Raw genomic sequence first — 15,751 nt, forward strand, 5'->3', positions numbered from 1 at the left:
TAGAAGGATACCGGCAAATGGTATCCTTTTATTATTCATACTAAAGATTTAAGGCGAATCCTCCCCGTGTCTTTTCCAGCTGACTCAGTGGGCATTGTTGTCCCACAAAAGTTCCAATTTGAAGAGCCGTTAGAGCTTGAATGCGGTCGCATCCTCCCACGTTTTGAACTGATGGTTGAAACTTATGGCGAACTCAATGCCGATAAGTCCAATGCCATTCTGATTTGTCATGCCCTTTCCGGTCATCACCATGCCGCAGGCTATCATCATGCAGATGATAAAAAAGCCGGCTGGTGGGATTCATGTATTGGCCCCGGCAAAGCCATTGATACTTCAAAATTCTTTGTGGTTTCACTGAATAATATTGGTGGCTGTAGCGGTTCTACCGGCCCGATCTCGCCAAACCCTGAAAATGATAACCGTCCTTATGGCCCTGATTTTCCACTGGTTACGGTCCGCGACTGGGTCAAAACCCAGGCCCTGCTCTCTGATCGTTTAGGGATTGATACCTGGGATGCCATCATTGGCGGTTCACTGGGTGGTATGCAGGCATTGCAATGGTCAGTGGATTATCCAAACCGTTTAAGAAAATGCGTGATTATTGCCAGCGCTCCAAAGCTTTCTGCACAGAATATTGCCTTTAACGAAGTGGCACGTCAGTCGATTTTGTCAGACCCGGATTTCCATAATGGTCGTTATCTGGAAAATGACAGCTATCCAAAACGTGGTCTGATTCTGGCGCGTATGGTCGGTCATATTACTTACCTGTCCGAAGAAGCCATGAAACAGAAATTTGGCCGCGATTTGAAATCAGGCAAATTTATGTATGGTTTCGATGTCGAATTCCAGGTCGAAAGCTATCTGCGTTATCAGGGTGAGCAGTTCAGCCGTAACTTCGATGCCAATACCTATCTGATCATGACCAAAGCGCTGGATTACTTTGATCCGTCGCGTGAATATGAACAGTCGCTTAAAAAAGCCATGGCCAATACCCAGTGCAAATTCCTGGTGGTGTCATTCACGACTGACTGGCGTTTTACTCCTGCCCGCTCACAGGAAATCGTGGATGCTTTAATTAGCAACCATAAACCTGTGAGCTATCTGGATATTGATGCCGAACAGGGTCATGACTCTTTCCTGTTCCCTATTCCGCTCTATGTAAAATCTTTGCGTGCATTCCTGGGTGGTGAAGAACACCTGAAAGCAACACCAAAGGAGGCCGTATAATGCGTATCGATCAACAACTCGCTGAAAAGTGGATCAAGCCCGGTTCTAGCGTACTCGACCTCGGGTGTGGCGACGGTGAACTGCTGGCACAAATGAGTAAAAAGCACGATATTCGTGCATACGGATTAGAAATTGATCAGGAAAAGATTGCAATTGCGGTCAGTCGCGGGTTAAATATCATCCAGCAGGACTTAAACCTCGGTTTAAGCCGTTTTGCCGACCAGTCTTTTGACAATGTGGTCATGGCACAAGCTTTGCAGGCTGTAGATGCACCTGACGTATTATTGCGTGATATGGTGCGTGTGGGGAAACAGGCCATTATTACCTTTCCGAACTTTGCACATTGGAAGACCCGGTCTTTCTTGGCAATCAAAGGGAGAATGCCGGTTTCTGAAGCCTTGCCGTATATGTGGTATAACACCCCGAATATCCACTTATGTACATTTCGTGATTTTGAAGCACTTTGTGCGGAAAATAATATCAAAATTATTAATCGACTCGCTGTGAACGGGAATCAAGAAGATAGTTTGCTAAGCAAGCATCTCCCTAATCTATTTGGTGAAGTCGCAATTTATCGAGTGAGCGCGCTATGAAAAAATTATTATTAAGTACGACGCTACTGGCGGGACTTTTTGGCATGCAAGCCCATGCAGATTATGTTGCACCGAGTCCTTCTATTGCCAGTCAAGCGGCTCAGTATTCCATCATGGATATCAATAGTCTGACCAAAGCGGCGAAAGCCGGTCAGGCTGGTGCACAGTTTTATCTGGCCACCAAATACCAGTATGGTAAAGATATACAAAAAGATGAACGACAGGCCTTTGCCTGGTATAAAGCTGCTGCGGATCAAGGTCTGGCAGTTGCACAGCTGAATGTAGGCCGTATGCTGGCAGATGGTATTGGCACCAGAAAAGATGAAGCGCTGGCACGTCAGTATTTTGAAAAAGCAGCTAGCCGTGGCGATAACCGTGCCAGCTTTAACCTGGCAATGATGGAAGAGAAAAAGAAAAACTATATGGGTGCTTACCAGTGGTATGAACTGTCTACCCGTGATGGCATGCTCGACAATAAAGTGATTACCCTTTCTGAAGGCAAGAAAACAGCATTGGCGGCCAACTTGACCCAGGAACAGATCCGTCAGGCGCGTGACCGTGCCGACAGATGGATTCAGGCACAATAAAGCTGAATGGTATAAATAGCACCTTCGGGTGCTTTTTTATTGCCTACAAACCCGCAATGGCAGTTAAAATAGCACGATTGATATTTAGAGAATGAGTGACACATGGCTTCTACAGATTGGTTATCCCAAGGCACACTGGTATTGGCAAGTAATAACAAAGGTAAAATTGCCGAGTTTGAGAAAATGTTTGCGGAACTGCAACTGCCGGTAGATGTGATTCCTCAAGGTCAACTGAATATCGAAGATGCCATCGAAGATGGCTTAAGCTTTGTTGAAAATGCCATTATCAAGGCACGCCACGCGGCTAAAATCTCAGGTAAACCGGCGATTGCCGATGACTCAGGCATTTGTGTGCCAGTTCTTGGCGGAGCTCCTGGGATCTACTCAGCACGTTATGCCGGTGAACATGGCAATGATGCCGCCAATAATGAAAAACTGCTGGCCAATCTCAAACCCTTACGCCAAGAAGGTGAAGCGATCGAGGGTATGTTTGTTTGTGTACTGGCACTGGTCCAACATGCCGAAGATCCCTTACCACAAGTCTTTCAGGGTATCTGGCACGGGAAAATTCTGGAAGCTGTGCGTGGTGAAAATGGTTTTGGCTATGACCCGTTGTTCTGGTTACCGGAACTCGGAATTTCCAGTGCAGAAATGAGCAAGGAAGAAAAGAATAAAATCAGTCATCGTGGACAGGCGATGCAGCTGTTTAAGAAGAGTTTGGCGAAGTAAGTTTTTGATCTCCTCCCTTTAGTAAAAGGGAGGTTGGGAGGGATTATTCACCTCTCCCCTTGCGAAACAGCGTTTCTCATCTCCTAAAAGTAGAGGGAATCTATAGCGTAGGCATCAACGCATGCACGATTACCCCATATAAGGCAATCAAGATCGCGCTGGCCAAAGTTCCCGAAGCAATATATTTGGCGGAATGGCCTGTTCCCTGATAATGGGTTTCCAGTGCCACAATATTGGCTGCAGGCGGCAATAAAAAGAACATCAGCAGTACCGCATAGGTCAGCGTCTGCTGCGGAATAGGTAAATAATAATAAGCGGCAACACACAGCAAAACCGCAAACAGCCCTCTATAAAAAATCAGTTGCAGACTGCGCATTAAATCAAAGCTGCTGATCCGCACATTGCTCAGCCACATTCCCAGCACACACATGCCACTAAAAGTCACCAGCACTTTATTGGCCTGATACAGCCTCTCTACCCAAGCGACTTGCTGCCACTGACTCAAATCCCAAAATGACAATAAGGCTGCCACTGACAGTGCCACCACTGGTGGTGAGAGCAGTACATTTTTTAAAATATAGCTGCTATCTTGTCTGGCTTCACTGACTGCCATCACCGCACAGACATTGCCAAACAAAGAACCACCGATGTACAGCGCCACCACAGTACTGGTCGCTTGCGGGCCAAAAACTGCCAGTGCAAAAGGAATTCCCAGCCATGCCCCATTTAAATAACTCAGGCATAAGGCACGTAGTTTATTTTTCAAGGTGAAATAAAATAGGGCAAAGAACAGACAGGAACAGAAAAAGCTGAAGGCAATCAGCCACAAACTGCCCTCTTGGTAAAACACCATGTTGTAGATAATCAGTACTGGAATCAGTACTCGGGCCAATAAAGACGCCAAGAGAGGTCGAACTGGTTTTAAATATTGCACCCCCCAATAACCGATCAGAAAAGACAGGAGGGGAAGAATTAAGGCCATGACAATACTGCTGAGATTTCCATATCAAGCTGTATGCTAGCACAGCTTAGTTTTTCTCAAATGATAGAATTTTTGATCTGAGTGATTCATACCCTGCTACTGTTTCGGCAAACTGTCATCAAAGCGTCACCGCGCTGTCATACAAGCCTGCTGAGATAGGTGCATGAAATATAGAGGATAAAATAATGGCAGGATTATCAATTTGGCATGTGCTGATTTTTGCAATTGTGGTGATTTTATTGTTCGGTACATCAAAACTTAAAAATCTGGGTAAAGACGTCGGCGGCGCGATTAAAGACTTTAAAAAATCAGTCAAAGATGAAGAGGCAGAACAAGCTCAGCTTGCAGAGCCACGCACCATTGATGCTCAGGTCAAAACTCCTGAACATTCGGTTAAAAGTTAAGAGTTCGCTATGCTCAATATTGGAATGACCGAGCTGCTGATTTTCGGGATTATTTCGCTTTTGGTTCTTGGGCCAGATAAGCTTCCGGAAGCAGTACGTTTTGTCGGAACATGGTACGGCAAGATCAAGCGTATGGTGAGCAATGTTCAGAATGATCTTGATCGTGAATTGCGCCTGTCTGAGCTACGTGAACAGATGCAGGCTGAAATGCAGCGGATTCAGGAACTGGAGGCCAAGATGCAGGCACAAGTGGCTAATTTGCAGCAGCCGATTGTAAGCGATGAAGTAAAAATAAAATCGCAAGCTGTCCAGCCCTTGCTCAGCTATCAGCCGGTGATACAGCCTGTATCACCCGTGTATTTACCCAAGCCTACAGCAATTCAAACCGTGATTTCCGAACAACGCTATACAGAAATGAAGGTGGCCGTATGACATCCTTGCCGACCACACCAGCCTCCAATGATGCTGCAGCACTGAACCTCGAACAGATGCCGATTACCCAGCATTTGATCATCTTAAGAAAGCATCTGTTTAAAGTGGTTGCTGTCCTGATTGGCCTGTTTTTCTGCTTATTGCCCTTTGCCAATCAGACTTACCAGTGGTTGTCTGAACCCTTACGGGCACAGCTACCTGCCAGCTCAACCATGATTGCCACAGATGTCACTGCAACCTTCATGGCACCTTTTAAGCTGAACTTCTTTGTCGCGCTGATGATCGCGATGCCGTTTATCCTGTATCAGCTCTGGACCTTTATTAAGCCTGCGCTGTATGCCAAAGAAAAGAGCCTGGCCTTGCCACTTTTGATCGGCAGTATCGTGCTGTTTTATACTGGCATCAGCTTTGCATACTTTGTGGCATTGCCCTCAATTCTGCATTTTTTTATCAGTGTTTCGCCTGAAACCGTAGCCCCGATGACCGACATCAACAGTTATCTCAGCTTCTGTTTAAAACTGTTTCTGGTCTTTGGTTTTACCTTTGAAATCCCGATTATTACCCTAGTTCTGATCTTGATTGGCGCAGTTTCAACACAAACCCTGGTCGAGAAACGGCGCTTTATTATTGTCGGCTGTTTCTTTGTAGCAATGTTCGTGACCCCACCGGATGCCCTGTCGATGATCATGCTGGCTGTCCCGATGTGGCTGCTGTTTGAACTGGGTTTGTTGGCAGGAAAACTGATTGAAAAGCGTCGTTTAACCGATCAATAATAACAAGAATCCAAAAACAAAAAGAATCGTATTTAACTCAGGCAGCCTTGGCTGTCTTTTTGTTTAAATTTACACCAATATATTGATTTATTTAACTTTATTGAAATATAGACTTAACCATTTTGTCATACTTTAGGTCTAATTTGTTCATAACTTTATAACCAAGCCTTTTTTGCTAGGAACTAAAAATGACATACCAAACACCCTATCATGAAGATCAAGAGCTAGATAATAACAACTCAAATAACATGCACTTTCGTGATATTTTAGAGCAGCGTATTTCTCGTCGTAGCTTAATTAAAAAAACAGCTAGTGGCGCTGCAGCATTGGCTTTGGCTTCTAGCCTGACCGCATGTAGCGATGACGATGATAATGCAAATATTGGGGATGATGAGAACAAACCAACTCCTCCAGCGGACAACAATGTACGTCCAGAAAAATTAAGCTTTAGCCCGGTGAAGAAAAACCTGGATGACTGGGTTACTGTTCCTGAAGGCTATACAGCCACTGTCCTCTATGCAATGGGTGACTCGATTCATCCACTTTACCCAGACTGGAATGATAGCGAGGTTCCATCGGGTCCAAGCTTTCAATTCCGTGCGGGTGACTGCCATGATGGTATGAGCTATTTTGGTTTAAGCACTAAAACTGGCCGTTATGAGGAAAATGCATCTGAGCATGGCCTGCTGGTGATGAACCATGAATACATCAATCAAACTTTTTTACACCCTAAGGGTGCAACTAAAGTAGATGGTCGCCGTCCAGAAGATGAAGTCATTCGTGAAGTGAATGCACATGGTGTTTCAATTGTGCATGTTAAGAAAAATACAGAGTCTCAGGCTGTTGAAATTGTAAAATCATCTCCCTTTAACCGCCGTATTACGGCTTCAACAGTGATGGATTTTGCTGGGCCGGTAACGACCTCTCCATTAATCCACACAGCTTTCTCTCCTAACGGTCGTCAAACTCGCGGTACACAAAATAACTGTGGTAATGGCTATACACCATGGGGTACATATTTAACTGCCGAAGAAAATTTTATTGGTTATTTCCAACGTTCAGGAACAGACCAGTATGCAGCACGCACTGAAGCTGAAAAAATAGCACTTAAACGTTATGGCTTAGGTTTAGAGATTTCTTATCAAACTGAAAAAAATGCCGACGGTACAGTTAAACGTGATGAGAAAGGCAGCATCATTTATATTAAAGATGCCTTTGGTGAAAAAATCCCTGAACTGGATGACCAAGGCCGCACTATTTATTTAGATAAATCTTCTCGTTATGCCTGGGAAACAGCGCCAGCAAGTCTTGAATCACAAGATATGTATGACCGTTGGTCAGCGGACGTTACTAAGGCGTCAGCAAGTCAAGACTATCGTAATGCACCGAATACCTTTGGCTGGATTGTAGAGATTGATCCATTTGATAGTCGCTCAAACCCAGTAAAACGTACAGCTTTAGGTCGTTTTGCGCATGAAGACTGTCGTGCTAGCCGTGCCGTTGAAGGTCAACAGTTTGCCTTCTACATGGGCGATGACTCACGTGGTGAATACATTTACAAATTTGTCTCTGATGCAAAATGGGATCCAAAAGATATCAATACCGGCTACCGTGCTGGTGACAAATATATGAATAACGGTAAGTTCTATGTGGCCAAGTTCAATGCAGATGGAACTGGTCAATGGATTGAACTTGCTCATGGTAAAAACGGTTTAACTGCACAAAATGCAGTATATCCATTTAGCTCTGATGCAGATGTATTAACTTTTGCACGTTTAGCAGGCGATGCCGTTGGTGCAACGAAGATGGACCGCCCTGAATGGGTAGCTGTTAACCCAGAGAATGGTGAGGTCTACGTTACCCTGACCAATAACAGTAACCGTGGCAATAACTCGGCACAACCTGTTGATGCTGCCAACCCACGTAATTACTCAGATCCTGAAGGCGGTAAAGGTAATGTGAATGGCCATATTATTCGCTTTAAAGAGGAAAATACCGCATCAGAAAGCTTTGAATGGGATATCTACTTGTTCGGTGCTGAAGCATCGATGGATGCCAATATCAACCTGTCTGGCTTAAATGATAATAATGATCTGTCTTCACCAGATGGTATGTGGTTTGACCCTCGCGGTGTACTCTGGATTCAGACTGATGACGGCGCTTATACAGATGTAACCAACTGTATGATGCTGGCAGCATTACCTGGACAAGTTGGTGATGGTGGTGTAGTAACAACCTCTAATGGTCAAGCAACAATTGCTGGTGCCAAAGTGACCGATGAAAATCTACGTCGCTTCCTGACCGGTCCAGTAGAGTGTGAAATCACTGGTGTCACCATGACACCGGACTACAAAGCAATTTTCATCAACGTACAACATCCGGGTGAAGATTCTAAAAAATTTGATGCTCCAACCAGTAACTGGCCTGCCAGCCAAACAGATCGTTCGAACAAGACAGCACGTCCACGTTCAGCAACTGTTGTGATTACGCGTAATGATGGAGGCACCATTGCTAGCTAAGTAATTTTTTGTCTAACTTCAAAAATTTAGATAATTTTTTAAAATGCCGACATCTGTCGGCATTTTTTTATTCCATTATTTTTGCAGAGCAATGATTTTCTCAATGGTATGACCTGCGGTTGCACCTTGTTGTGACTTTTCAATCCAGTGCCATTGTTGAGGCTGCATTCTCAAAAAATTGGAACAGCGCGTGCCATAGGCTGGGCTTTGAATAAATGTCGAAGACAGCAGATGTTCCATTTCAATCGAAATCCCTGTTTCGGGTAGTAGTTCAGGAATCACTTTACGTTCATCTTCCAGAATATCCCACACGGCATAACAGAGATCCGACTCAGGTATATCGGGATGCTGCATCATGGGCAGGAATTCCTGGGTAAAGCGCTTGCGTAAGTGACGGGTCTTTTCCCAATGCTCAGTCAGCAAACCATTGGATACCACATATACACCGTGCGCCAACACTTGCGCTGCTTCACCACGGTTGCTCATATAGACCGCCTGCTCTCGATCACCGACAAACAGGTTAAAGCCTGCATAGTCACATTGCTTTTTTTCCAGTTCCTGGGCAAACCGAATTGGTGTTAATTCAGCTTCAAGAAAATCCTGAAGAATATGACCGCGTGAAGTCGGATAAGACTTTTGGTCCTGCCCATCTCTAAAATTGGTAATCACCGCCCATCTTCCTGCCGCCGTCACTCCCATCCAGGTGCCGCCTGACTGCAGATCCTGTCCGGCAATAATCGGACTATTTTCCCATTCATGCAGTGCCTGTGTAGGCCGCTGATAGAATTCATCCCGGTTCGAAATCAGACATAACGGGGCCTGATCTAGAACCCGCCACGCCAATGCCACGATACACATAATTTACGCTCTCGATCTTTACACATTGAATGTACAACATTTTTCTTTGCTTTAAGCTAAAATCTGTGCAAAACAGAATCACAAGGAACAGGAATGCTAACCTATCCCAATATTGATCCCGTCGCGATTTCGCTCGGGCCCTTACAAGTCCACTGGTATGGACTGATGTACTTACTGGCATTTTTATTTGCCTGGGGATTGGCGACGTTTCGCGCCAAACAACGTGGCTGGACACCGGATATGGTGTCTGACCTGATTTTCTTCGGTGCACTCGGTGTGATCATTGGTGGCCGTGTCGGTTATGTCTTCTTCTACGGTTTTTCCCAGTTCCTGGCCGATCCTTTATGGCTGTTCCAGATCTGGACCGGCGGTATGAGTTTCCACGGCGGTTTCCTCGGGGTCATTCTGGCCATGTTGTGGTGGTGTAAGAAATATAAGATGACCTGGTTCCAGACTCTGGATTTTATCGCACCTTGCGTACCGACAGGCTTGATGTTTGGCCGAATTGGTAACTTTATTGGTGGCGAACTGTATGGCCGTCAGGTCACCGACCCAAACTTTGCCTGGGGCATGATCTTTCCGACCGATCCCCTGCAACTGGTGCGTCATCCATCTCAACTCTATCAGGCGCTGTGTGAAGGCCTGATCCTGTTTATTGTCTTATGGTGGTTCAGTTCCAAGCCTCGTCCACGTATGGCAGTTTCTGCGCTGTTCCTGATCGGTTATGGCCTGGCACGTTTTGTGGTTGAATTCTTCCGTGAGCCGGACAATGGTCAGCTGTTTATTGGCTGGATGAGCAAAGGACAATTCCTGAGCCTGCCAATGATCCTGATTGGCTTGTGGATGATGTGGTATGCCTACCATAAGAAAATATATGATTGGGGTTCAAACAAAAATAGCTAAGAAAATCGCGTAATTTAGCGAGGCAAAGGCCTCGCTTTTTTATACTCAAAATATGCTAAAGTGCCGATTATCTCTTCTATTCTTTCATTATTATGCTTGAGTTCTGGTTTAATCCGCAGGTATCTGTTCTCAAAAAACTGTTGATCTTTATTGTGATTGCAGCGACAGCTGCAGGCTTGTACTGGATGGAACCACTGCCCTTAGATTCGATTTTGATGTTTGTCGGTACCGGCATCATTTTTCTGATTTGTCGTTACTGCAAAATCCACTTTGCCAGCAAAAACCCGACCGGTTTGCTGTATAGATTACTGACCTGGATTCCAATTGCCTTATTGATTGCTTTAGTTTTTATGAATATGCAACAGGGCGAAATCCTGATTCCGGGTGCACAAGGCATTGCATTTATGGCACTGGCGATTTGCCTATTTTCACCATTGTCGCTGCTCAATCAAAACAAATCAGATTCGGGTTCACCCCATGCTTGAATTTTGGTATTCCGAACGCTGTAGCCGTCAAATCAAACTCATCGTCATCATCGCGACCTGTATTTTGATTTATACAGCATCAACTGTAGCCCAGTTAGATCCAGTATTTGTTGGGGTGAGTTTAGTGATTGGAATTGTCATGCATTTACTGCACCATTTCCGTCTGAAAATTTCGAAATCCAATCCCTATGCAAATGGCTTTAGCGCCTTGAGCCGGGTCATTCCCATCATTGCCTTAATTACCCTGTTTGGCTATTTGCCCGAACAGCGCCAGCAATGGGGTAAATTTGCCTTGGGTCTGCAATGTCTTGGCTTTGCCGCGATTGGATTATTTATCGTTTCAATCTATGAAAGCCGTGCGAAGCGTTTTGAGGACTGATCACTTCGCAGTGTTTTCTTAGAAGTAAGTTTCCAGACGATAATAACTATAAGTCACGTTTTTATTGCGATAAACCGCATGATCTCGCTGTTTAAAATCCGATACCCAGGCACTACCTGAATAAGCCGCGATATGTCCATATTTATGGCCCTGAGTACGGTCAATAATATAGATATCGCCTTTTTTCGGCCGATCAAAAGAAGCATTAATTTTCTTATAGCCCAGCTGCATCAGGGTACTTCCCCAATCTGCCGCTGCGACCGGATGATTCACAATTTTCGCACCCGAGGATTGCAGACCGACACGAATACTGCGCGCACATTTCTGTGTACTGGTATTTCGGGTAATGCCTTGCAGATAACTGGTAAATTTCTCGATATTGATACGATGGCCATTGCTTACGCCTGAAGCGTTACGGACAGTAGCTTGCTGGGATGACTTTTTAGGTCTTTGCTCCGATTGGGAACGCACCATGATATTCGCTTGGACAGGAGCATGTACTTCGCTCATGTTTACTTGATGATCATAGATCATGCCTTACCAACCGCTCCTCGCCTGTAATTTAGGCTTTCATATTGTTAACAAGCCGAGAATACTAGTCGTTTAAATGTTATCTTTCACATTAAAAATGTAAATAAATTTGTCTATTTTTGCGGCATTCAAATTAAGCCGTTCTTTCTAATACAGTTACAAAACCCATCATCTTTGCAAAAAAAATGTAAAGCAAAGCCAATTCCAATGCCTTGCAAAGCTTTTTCAGCCTGAAATACGCAAAATGAGTCCTTATCTTTTTCTACTCAAACGTGTGGATTTAATCTGTAGCTCGGCCATTTTCAGATAACATTTCACCACATGATTACATCATTTTGAGCTTTACCGCCTGTATTACACTGATGCGGCATTTTTAAACCTTGAACTAAACTTTAAATATTGAACTAAACAGAGAAGAAAAATGAGTCAGACTTTAAGTACCGTTTCAAATTTTAATTTAGAACAATATTTAAGTACCTGGTATGACATTGCACACTTGCCGATGAAGCACCAACCTGAAGACAGCACCGATATTTCTGCTGTCTATAGCTTGAATGAAAATGGCAAGGTTCGGGTTCAGAACCGTTGTCTGGATGGTTATGGCAAACTGGATGAAGCCATTGCTGAAGCGACCATTATCGATGCAGAACATGCCAAGCTTGAAGTCAGCTTTTTACCTGAAGGCCTGCGTTGGATTCCGTTCACCAAGGGTGATTACTGGGTATTAAAAATCGATCCAGATTATCAGACCGCGCTTGTAGGCGAACCGAATAAAGAATATTTATGGCTACTGCATCGCGGTACCAGTCTGGATGAAACCATTCAACGCGAATATTTAAGTTATGCAGAATCCTTGGGATATGATCTGTCTGATCTGATTCATACAGTTCATACGGGCAATAAAACCGCTTAAGTCTTTTTAGCAATGAGCACCCTTTTTGGGTGCTTTTTTACATTTAATGCAATATCAGAAATATTAGAAAAAAATGTTATGATGCATTCAATTCAATTTGCCCAGCTCAACAGAAAACGGCTTTATCTGAGATAGACTTTTTTTTCTGAAAAAAGGTAATTTAAACAAATTTTTAAGAGAGACCTATGCGCCAATATCTTGACCTTTTACAACATATCCTCGACAACGGCGGCGATAAAGGCGACCGTACCGGCACAGGGACACGTTCGGTATTTGGTCATCAGATGCGCTTTGATCTTTCCCAAGGTTTTCCTTTACTCACCACCAAAAAAGTTCATTTCCGTTCTATCGTGATTGAACTGTTGTGGTTCCTGAAAGGCGATACCAATGTTCAGTATTTAAAAGACAATAAAGTCTCGATTTGGGACGAATGGGCGACCGCAGAACAGACTGCGCGTTTTGGCCGTCCTGAAGGCGAATTAGGCCCAGTGTATGGTCACCAATGGCGTAATTTTGGTGCCAGTAAAAATGCAGACAATAGCTATAACCAGGACGGTTTTGACCAGATCAAATGGTTGATCAATGAAATTAAAACCAATCCAAATTCGCGCCGTCTGATTGTATCGGGCTGGAACCCGAATGAAGCGGGTCAGGTCGCATTACCACCTTGCCATACCCTGTTCCAGTTCTTTGTGCACAATGGCAAATTGTCTTGTCAGTTGTACCAGCGCAGTGCCGATGTATTTTTGGGTGTACCATTTAATATTGCCAGCTATGCTTTGTTGACGCATATGATCGCGCAAGTCTGTGATCTGGAGGTCGGTGACTTTGTCTGGACTGGTGGCGATACTCATTTGTACAGCAACCATTTTCAACAGGCACAGTTACAGCTCAGCCGTGAGCCATTAGGCCTCTGTCAATTAAAACTAAATCCGGAGATCAAAGACCTGTTCGATTTCAAATTTGAAGATATCGAAATTGTCGGTTATGAATCTCATCCAGGAATTAAAGCCCCTGTCGCTGTTTAATTTTCTTTATTATAAAATTCCCTCTCCTCCTCGGAGAGGGCTAGGGAGAGGCCTTTTACCACGCGTGAATCGCCAACTCCTTTCAAAATATATTCCCGGCCCTAAAGCGTGAAGGCAATCAAGATAAATTGTGAACCTCTCCTTCGTACCAGTAAAAAATTACACGAAGGGCTTTGGGTTTGATGAGAAGGATCAATACATGTCATTTCAAGATTTAGAAGTTGTACACGTCGTCGCCATCGATCAGCAGCGTTGTATCGGCAAGGGCAATGACCTACCTTGGCATATCTCTGCCGACCTGAAACACTTCAAGGAAATTACCCAAGGCGGTGTGGTGGTGATGGGTCGCAAGACACTAGAGTCGATGGGACGTAATCTACCTAAACGGGTGAACTGGGTCATTACTCGTGATCCAAACTGGGCATTTGCAGGTACCAAAGTCGCTTATAGCATTGAAGATGCACTGAGCCAAGCCGTGGCAGATGTGAAAGCTTCAGAAAAGCCTGAAACCATTTTCATCATTGGTGGCGGTGAAATCTTTAAACAGACCATGGAGATCACAGACCGTCTAGAACTGACGCATGTCGAACTGGATGTACAGGGCGATGCCTATTATCCAGCGATTCCAGCAGAATTTAAAAAAGTCGCTGCCGAGCAACATATCGACGACAAAACCGGCATTGCTTTTGAGTTCGCAACCTACAGAAAATAAAACCTATTTCTCATGAAAAAGTGATGATGCAGGGACGCGAATACATCTCCAGACATTGGAGTCTGTGGCTACTGGGCAGCCTGTTTACTTTATTCGTCCTTCTGTCGAGCCTGTGGTTCAGCCTGATGCTCTGGGTTCATCAACCCCTCGGAAAAATCGGCAGCTTGATGCTGATTGGACTCTGGCTGACCTTTGCGCTGGTCGTTCTCGGGATTTATTTCACCCGGCATCTGATCTCCCGCCAAGTGGATAGCGTTCTTTATCTTCTGGCCTTTTTATTCTGTCTGCTGGGATATTTCAGTCTGGAAGCGCGTCAGGATCGAGAGTGGAATCCTGAGGGTTCCCAGCTTCTGCATTATGAGCAGCAAGGCGATCAGGTTACCTTACACAATATCCGCAACTTTGACTGGCAGGCCGATGGTCGCTATATCGAACGCTGGGAAAGCCGCAGTTTTGATCTGAATCAGATTACTGGCGTGAACATCATTACTTCCTACTGGATGGGGCCTAAAATTGCCCATACCCTGGTCAGCTTCGATTTTGCCAATCAAAAGCCACTCACCTTCTCGATTGAAATTCGCAAGGAAAAGAATGAAGAGTTTTCAGCGATTGGTGGCTTTTTCCGAAAATATGAACTGAGTCTGGTCGCATCGGATGAAAAGGATATTGTCTATACCCGTAGCAATGTCCGTGGTGAACAGGTCTATTTTTTCCCAGTCAAAATGCCGCAAGCTCAGGCTAAAGCGCTATTCAAGGAATATCTGCGTCAGGCCGATGAACTGGCCCAAAAGCCAAAATGGTACAATACCCTGACCAGTAATTGCACCACACTAGTCTTTGATATGGTTCAGGCGATATCGCAACAACAGCTACCCTCAGATTACCGGTTGCTTGCCTCCGGCTATTTACCGAATTATCTCTATGATCTTAAAGTACTGGAACAGTCTTGGGATATGCACACCTGGTATCAACGGGCACATGTCAATCCACGGGTAGAACGCACCGCTAATCTCTCCAGTCAGGACTATTCACGCCTGATCCGGCAGGGCCTACCAAAACCCGACATGCAATAACTGTGTAGCAAATCCACTTCAATAAAGATACAAAATCAACTGGAACCTTGAACATTTTTTTGTTTATATACAAACAGCTAGTCAATGATCAGAGTATCTCTCATGCTAAAAAAATTAACTGCAATCGCGATTCTAGGCTCGGTTTTAACGGTCATGGGCTGCGAAACTGTACCCAATACAGCCACGACACAAACCGCGAATCATTTACAACTTTTGCAAAATCGTATCTGGATTGCAACCCAGATTGGCAATACTGAAATCAAGACGGTGCCAACCGCACGCAATGTTCCGAGTCTGCAATTTGATGCCAGTACCCAGCGCGTTTCAGGTTCAGATAGCTGTAACCGGATTATGGGCAGCTACACAGCAGCAAAAGACACGCTGACCCTGAGCCAGATGGCCACTACCCGTATGGCCTGTATGAACAACGATCAGCTTGATCAGAAATTTAATGAAGCTTTAGCCAAAGTGACTCATTATCAAGTGTTTGGTAAAACCTTAAAATTACTGGATCGCCATGGAAATCTCTTGATCCAGCTGGAAAGTGCTGTTCAGCCGCGTTAATACTTCCCTACAAAAAGCCTGTATGGACAGGCTTTTTTATCTTTCATACTGATGAGCTG

The 15,751-nt window shown here is 44.6% G+C and carries 19 protein-coding genes; 16 read left to right on the forward strand and 3 right to left on the reverse strand.

What is annotated here, in order from left to right:
- Positions 1-66 precede the first annotated feature (66 nt).
- The 4 genes from metX to rdgB all read left to right on the forward strand — a co-directional run bounded on the left by metX (position 67) and on the right by rdgB (position 3,136).
- Complete coding sequence (metX, locus tag PV763_RS05200) at positions 67-1,227, forward strand: homoserine O-succinyltransferase MetX (protein ID WP_071852261.1); 1,161 nt, start codon at positions 67-69, stop codon at positions 1,225-1,227.
- On the forward strand, positions 1,227-1,820 hold the full coding sequence (gene metW, locus PV763_RS05205; RefSeq protein WP_004278415.1) for a methionine biosynthesis protein MetW: 594 nt from the start codon (positions 1,227-1,229) through the stop codon (positions 1,818-1,820). Before metX ends, metW begins: the two co-directional genes overlap by 1 nt.
- On the forward strand, positions 1,817-2,407 hold the full coding sequence (locus PV763_RS05210; RefSeq protein WP_044111888.1) for a tetratricopeptide repeat protein: 591 nt from the start codon (positions 1,817-1,819) through the stop codon (positions 2,405-2,407). The genes metW and PV763_RS05210 overlap by 4 nt, the downstream gene beginning before the upstream one ends.
- Before the next feature lie 102 nt (positions 2,408-2,509).
- On the forward strand, positions 2,510-3,136 hold the full coding sequence (gene rdgB / locus PV763_RS05215) for an RdgB/HAM1 family non-canonical purine NTP pyrophosphatase (RefSeq protein WP_180037951.1): 627 nt from the start codon (positions 2,510-2,512) through the stop codon (positions 3,134-3,136).
- A gap of 100 nt (positions 3,137-3,236) precedes the next feature.
- Here the strand turns inward: rdgB and PV763_RS05220 are convergent, their stop codons facing one another.
- Positions 3,237-4,118 carry a permease gene (locus tag PV763_RS05220; RefSeq protein WP_420937468.1) on the reverse strand — a complete coding sequence of 294 codons (882 nt, stop codon included), beginning with the start codon at positions 4,116-4,118 and terminating at the stop codon, positions 3,237-3,239.
- 185 nt (positions 4,119-4,303) lie between these two features.
- Between PV763_RS05220 and tatA the strand changes: the two genes are divergently transcribed.
- The 4 genes from tatA to PV763_RS05240 all read left to right on the forward strand — a co-directional run bounded on the left by tatA (position 4,304) and on the right by PV763_RS05240 (position 8,246).
- On the forward strand, positions 4,304-4,522 hold the full coding sequence (gene tatA, locus PV763_RS05225; protein WP_005245949.1) for a Sec-independent protein translocase subunit TatA: 219 nt from the start codon (positions 4,304-4,306) through the stop codon (positions 4,520-4,522).
- A gap of 9 nt (positions 4,523-4,531) precedes the next feature.
- A complete protein-coding gene (gene tatB, locus PV763_RS05230) occupies positions 4,532-4,954 on the forward strand; it encodes a Sec-independent protein translocase protein TatB (protein ID WP_005245947.1) in 423 nt (140 codons plus the stop codon).
- Positions 4,951-5,727, forward strand: a complete 777-nt coding sequence (gene tatC, locus PV763_RS05235) for a twin-arginine translocase subunit TatC (RefSeq protein ID WP_420937469.1) — start codon at positions 4,951-4,953, stop codon at positions 5,725-5,727. Before tatB ends, tatC begins: the two co-directional genes overlap by 4 nt.
- 188 nt (positions 5,728-5,915) lie before the next feature.
- A complete protein-coding gene (locus PV763_RS05240) occupies positions 5,916-8,246 on the forward strand; it encodes a PhoX family protein (RefSeq protein ID WP_005103150.1) in 2,331 nt (776 codons plus the stop codon).
- 75 nt (positions 8,247-8,321) lie between these two features.
- Here PV763_RS05240 and PV763_RS05245 read toward each other — a convergent pair whose 3' ends face one another.
- A complete protein-coding gene (locus tag PV763_RS05245; RefSeq protein ID WP_005103148.1) occupies positions 8,322-9,104 on the reverse strand; it encodes an NRDE family protein in 783 nt (260 codons plus the stop codon).
- Between the two features lie 93 nt (positions 9,105-9,197).
- Between PV763_RS05245 and lgt the strand changes: the two genes are divergently transcribed.
- The 3 genes from lgt (at position 9,198) to PV763_RS05260 (ending at position 10,871) form a co-directional block, all read left to right on the forward strand.
- Positions 9,198-10,007, forward strand: a complete 810-nt coding sequence (lgt, locus tag PV763_RS05250; RefSeq protein ID WP_005103147.1) for a prolipoprotein diacylglyceryl transferase — start codon at positions 9,198-9,200, stop codon at positions 10,005-10,007.
- A gap of 92 nt (positions 10,008-10,099) precedes the next feature.
- A complete protein-coding gene (locus PV763_RS05255) occupies positions 10,100-10,492 on the forward strand; it encodes a hypothetical protein (protein ID WP_005250664.1) in 393 nt (130 codons plus the stop codon).
- Entirely contained in the window at positions 10,485-10,871 is a 387-nt protein-coding gene (locus PV763_RS05260; protein ID WP_086044124.1) for a hypothetical protein, read from the forward strand. The genes PV763_RS05255 and PV763_RS05260 overlap by 8 nt, the downstream gene beginning before the upstream one ends.
- Positions 10,872-10,889: 18 nt before the next feature.
- Here the strand turns inward: PV763_RS05260 and PV763_RS05265 are convergent, their stop codons facing one another.
- Positions 10,890-11,405, reverse strand: coding sequence for a hypothetical protein (locus tag PV763_RS05265; RefSeq protein ID WP_004729511.1), 516 nt, complete (start codon positions 11,403-11,405; stop codon positions 10,890-10,892).
- Positions 11,406-11,823: 418 nt separating this feature from the next.
- Between PV763_RS05265 and PV763_RS05270 the strand changes: the two genes are divergently transcribed.
- The 5 genes from PV763_RS05270 to PV763_RS05290 all read left to right on the forward strand — a co-directional run bounded on the left by PV763_RS05270 (position 11,824) and on the right by PV763_RS05290 (position 15,692).
- Positions 11,824-12,315: a lipocalin family protein gene (locus tag PV763_RS05270; RefSeq protein ID WP_086044125.1), complete on the forward strand. Its 492-nt coding sequence runs from the start codon at positions 11,824-11,826 to the stop codon at positions 12,313-12,315.
- Between the two features lie 185 nt (positions 12,316-12,500).
- Positions 12,501-13,343, forward strand: coding sequence for a thymidylate synthase (gene thyA / locus PV763_RS05275; RefSeq protein WP_086044126.1), 843 nt, complete (start codon positions 12,501-12,503; stop codon positions 13,341-13,343).
- Positions 13,344-13,542: 199 nt separating this feature from the next.
- Positions 13,543-14,055 (forward strand): dihydrofolate reductase, encoded by a 513-nt coding sequence (locus tag PV763_RS05280; RefSeq protein ID WP_086044127.1) that lies wholly within the window; start codon positions 13,543-13,545, stop codon positions 14,053-14,055.
- 23 nt (positions 14,056-14,078) lie between these two features.
- Positions 14,079-15,128 (forward strand): DUF4105 domain-containing protein, encoded by a 1,050-nt coding sequence (locus tag PV763_RS05285; protein ID WP_420937470.1) that lies wholly within the window; start codon positions 14,079-14,081, stop codon positions 15,126-15,128.
- A gap of 102 nt (positions 15,129-15,230) precedes the next feature.
- On the forward strand, positions 15,231-15,692 hold the full coding sequence (locus PV763_RS05290) for an META domain-containing protein (RefSeq protein ID WP_004647415.1): 462 nt from the start codon (positions 15,231-15,233) through the stop codon (positions 15,690-15,692).
- The last annotated feature ends 59 nt before the right edge of the window (positions 15,693-15,751 follow it).

Source organism: Acinetobacter sp. AS5, assembly GCF_048957595.1.
Taxonomy (GTDB): domain Bacteria; phylum Pseudomonadota; class Gammaproteobacteria; order Pseudomonadales; family Moraxellaceae; genus Acinetobacter.

Coding starts and splice junctions, on each gene's coding strand:
- PV763_RS05210 (WP_044111888.1), top strand. CDS start 1,817: ATGAAAAAATTATTATTAAGTACGACGCTACTGGCGGGACTTTTTGGC.
- lgt (WP_005103147.1), top strand. CDS start 9,198: ATGCTAACCTATCCCAATATTGATCCCGTCGCGATTTCGCTCGGGCCC.
- rdgB (WP_180037951.1), top strand. CDS start 2,510: ATGGCTTCTACAGATTGGTTATCCCAAGGCACACTGGTATTGGCAAGT.
- PV763_RS05290 (WP_004647415.1), top strand. CDS start 15,231: ATGCTAAAAAAATTAACTGCAATCGCGATTCTAGGCTCGGTTTTAACG.
- PV763_RS05285 (WP_420937470.1), top strand. CDS start 14,079: ATGATGCAGGGACGCGAATACATCTCCAGACATTGGAGTCTGTGGCTA.
- PV763_RS05245 (WP_005103148.1), bottom strand. CDS start 9,104: ATGTGTATCGTGGCATTGGCGTGGCGGGTTCTAGATCAGGCCCCGTTA.
- PV763_RS05240 (WP_005103150.1), top strand. CDS start 5,916: ATGACATACCAAACACCCTATCATGAAGATCAAGAGCTAGATAATAAC.
- tatC (WP_420937469.1), top strand. CDS start 4,951: ATGACATCCTTGCCGACCACACCAGCCTCCAATGATGCTGCAGCACTG.
- PV763_RS05265 (WP_004729511.1), bottom strand. CDS start 11,405: ATGATCTATGATCATCAAGTAAACATGAGCGAAGTACATGCTCCTGTC.
- tatB (WP_005245947.1), top strand. CDS start 4,532: ATGCTCAATATTGGAATGACCGAGCTGCTGATTTTCGGGATTATTTCG.
- PV763_RS05280 (WP_086044127.1), top strand. CDS start 13,543: ATGTCATTTCAAGATTTAGAAGTTGTACACGTCGTCGCCATCGATCAG.
- PV763_RS05270 (WP_086044125.1), top strand. CDS start 11,824: ATGAGTCAGACTTTAAGTACCGTTTCAAATTTTAATTTAGAACAATAT.
- metW (WP_004278415.1), top strand. CDS start 1,227: ATGCGTATCGATCAACAACTCGCTGAAAAGTGGATCAAGCCCGGTTCT.
- thyA (WP_086044126.1), top strand. CDS start 12,501: ATGCGCCAATATCTTGACCTTTTACAACATATCCTCGACAACGGCGGC.
- tatA (WP_005245949.1), top strand. CDS start 4,304: ATGGCAGGATTATCAATTTGGCATGTGCTGATTTTTGCAATTGTGGTG.
- PV763_RS05260 (WP_086044124.1), top strand. CDS start 10,485: ATGCTTGAATTTTGGTATTCCGAACGCTGTAGCCGTCAAATCAAACTC.
- PV763_RS05220 (WP_420937468.1), bottom strand. CDS start 4,118: ATGGCCTTAATTCTTCCCCTCCTGTCTTTTCTGATCGGTTATTGGGGG.
- PV763_RS05255 (WP_005250664.1), top strand. CDS start 10,100: ATGCTTGAGTTCTGGTTTAATCCGCAGGTATCTGTTCTCAAAAAACTG.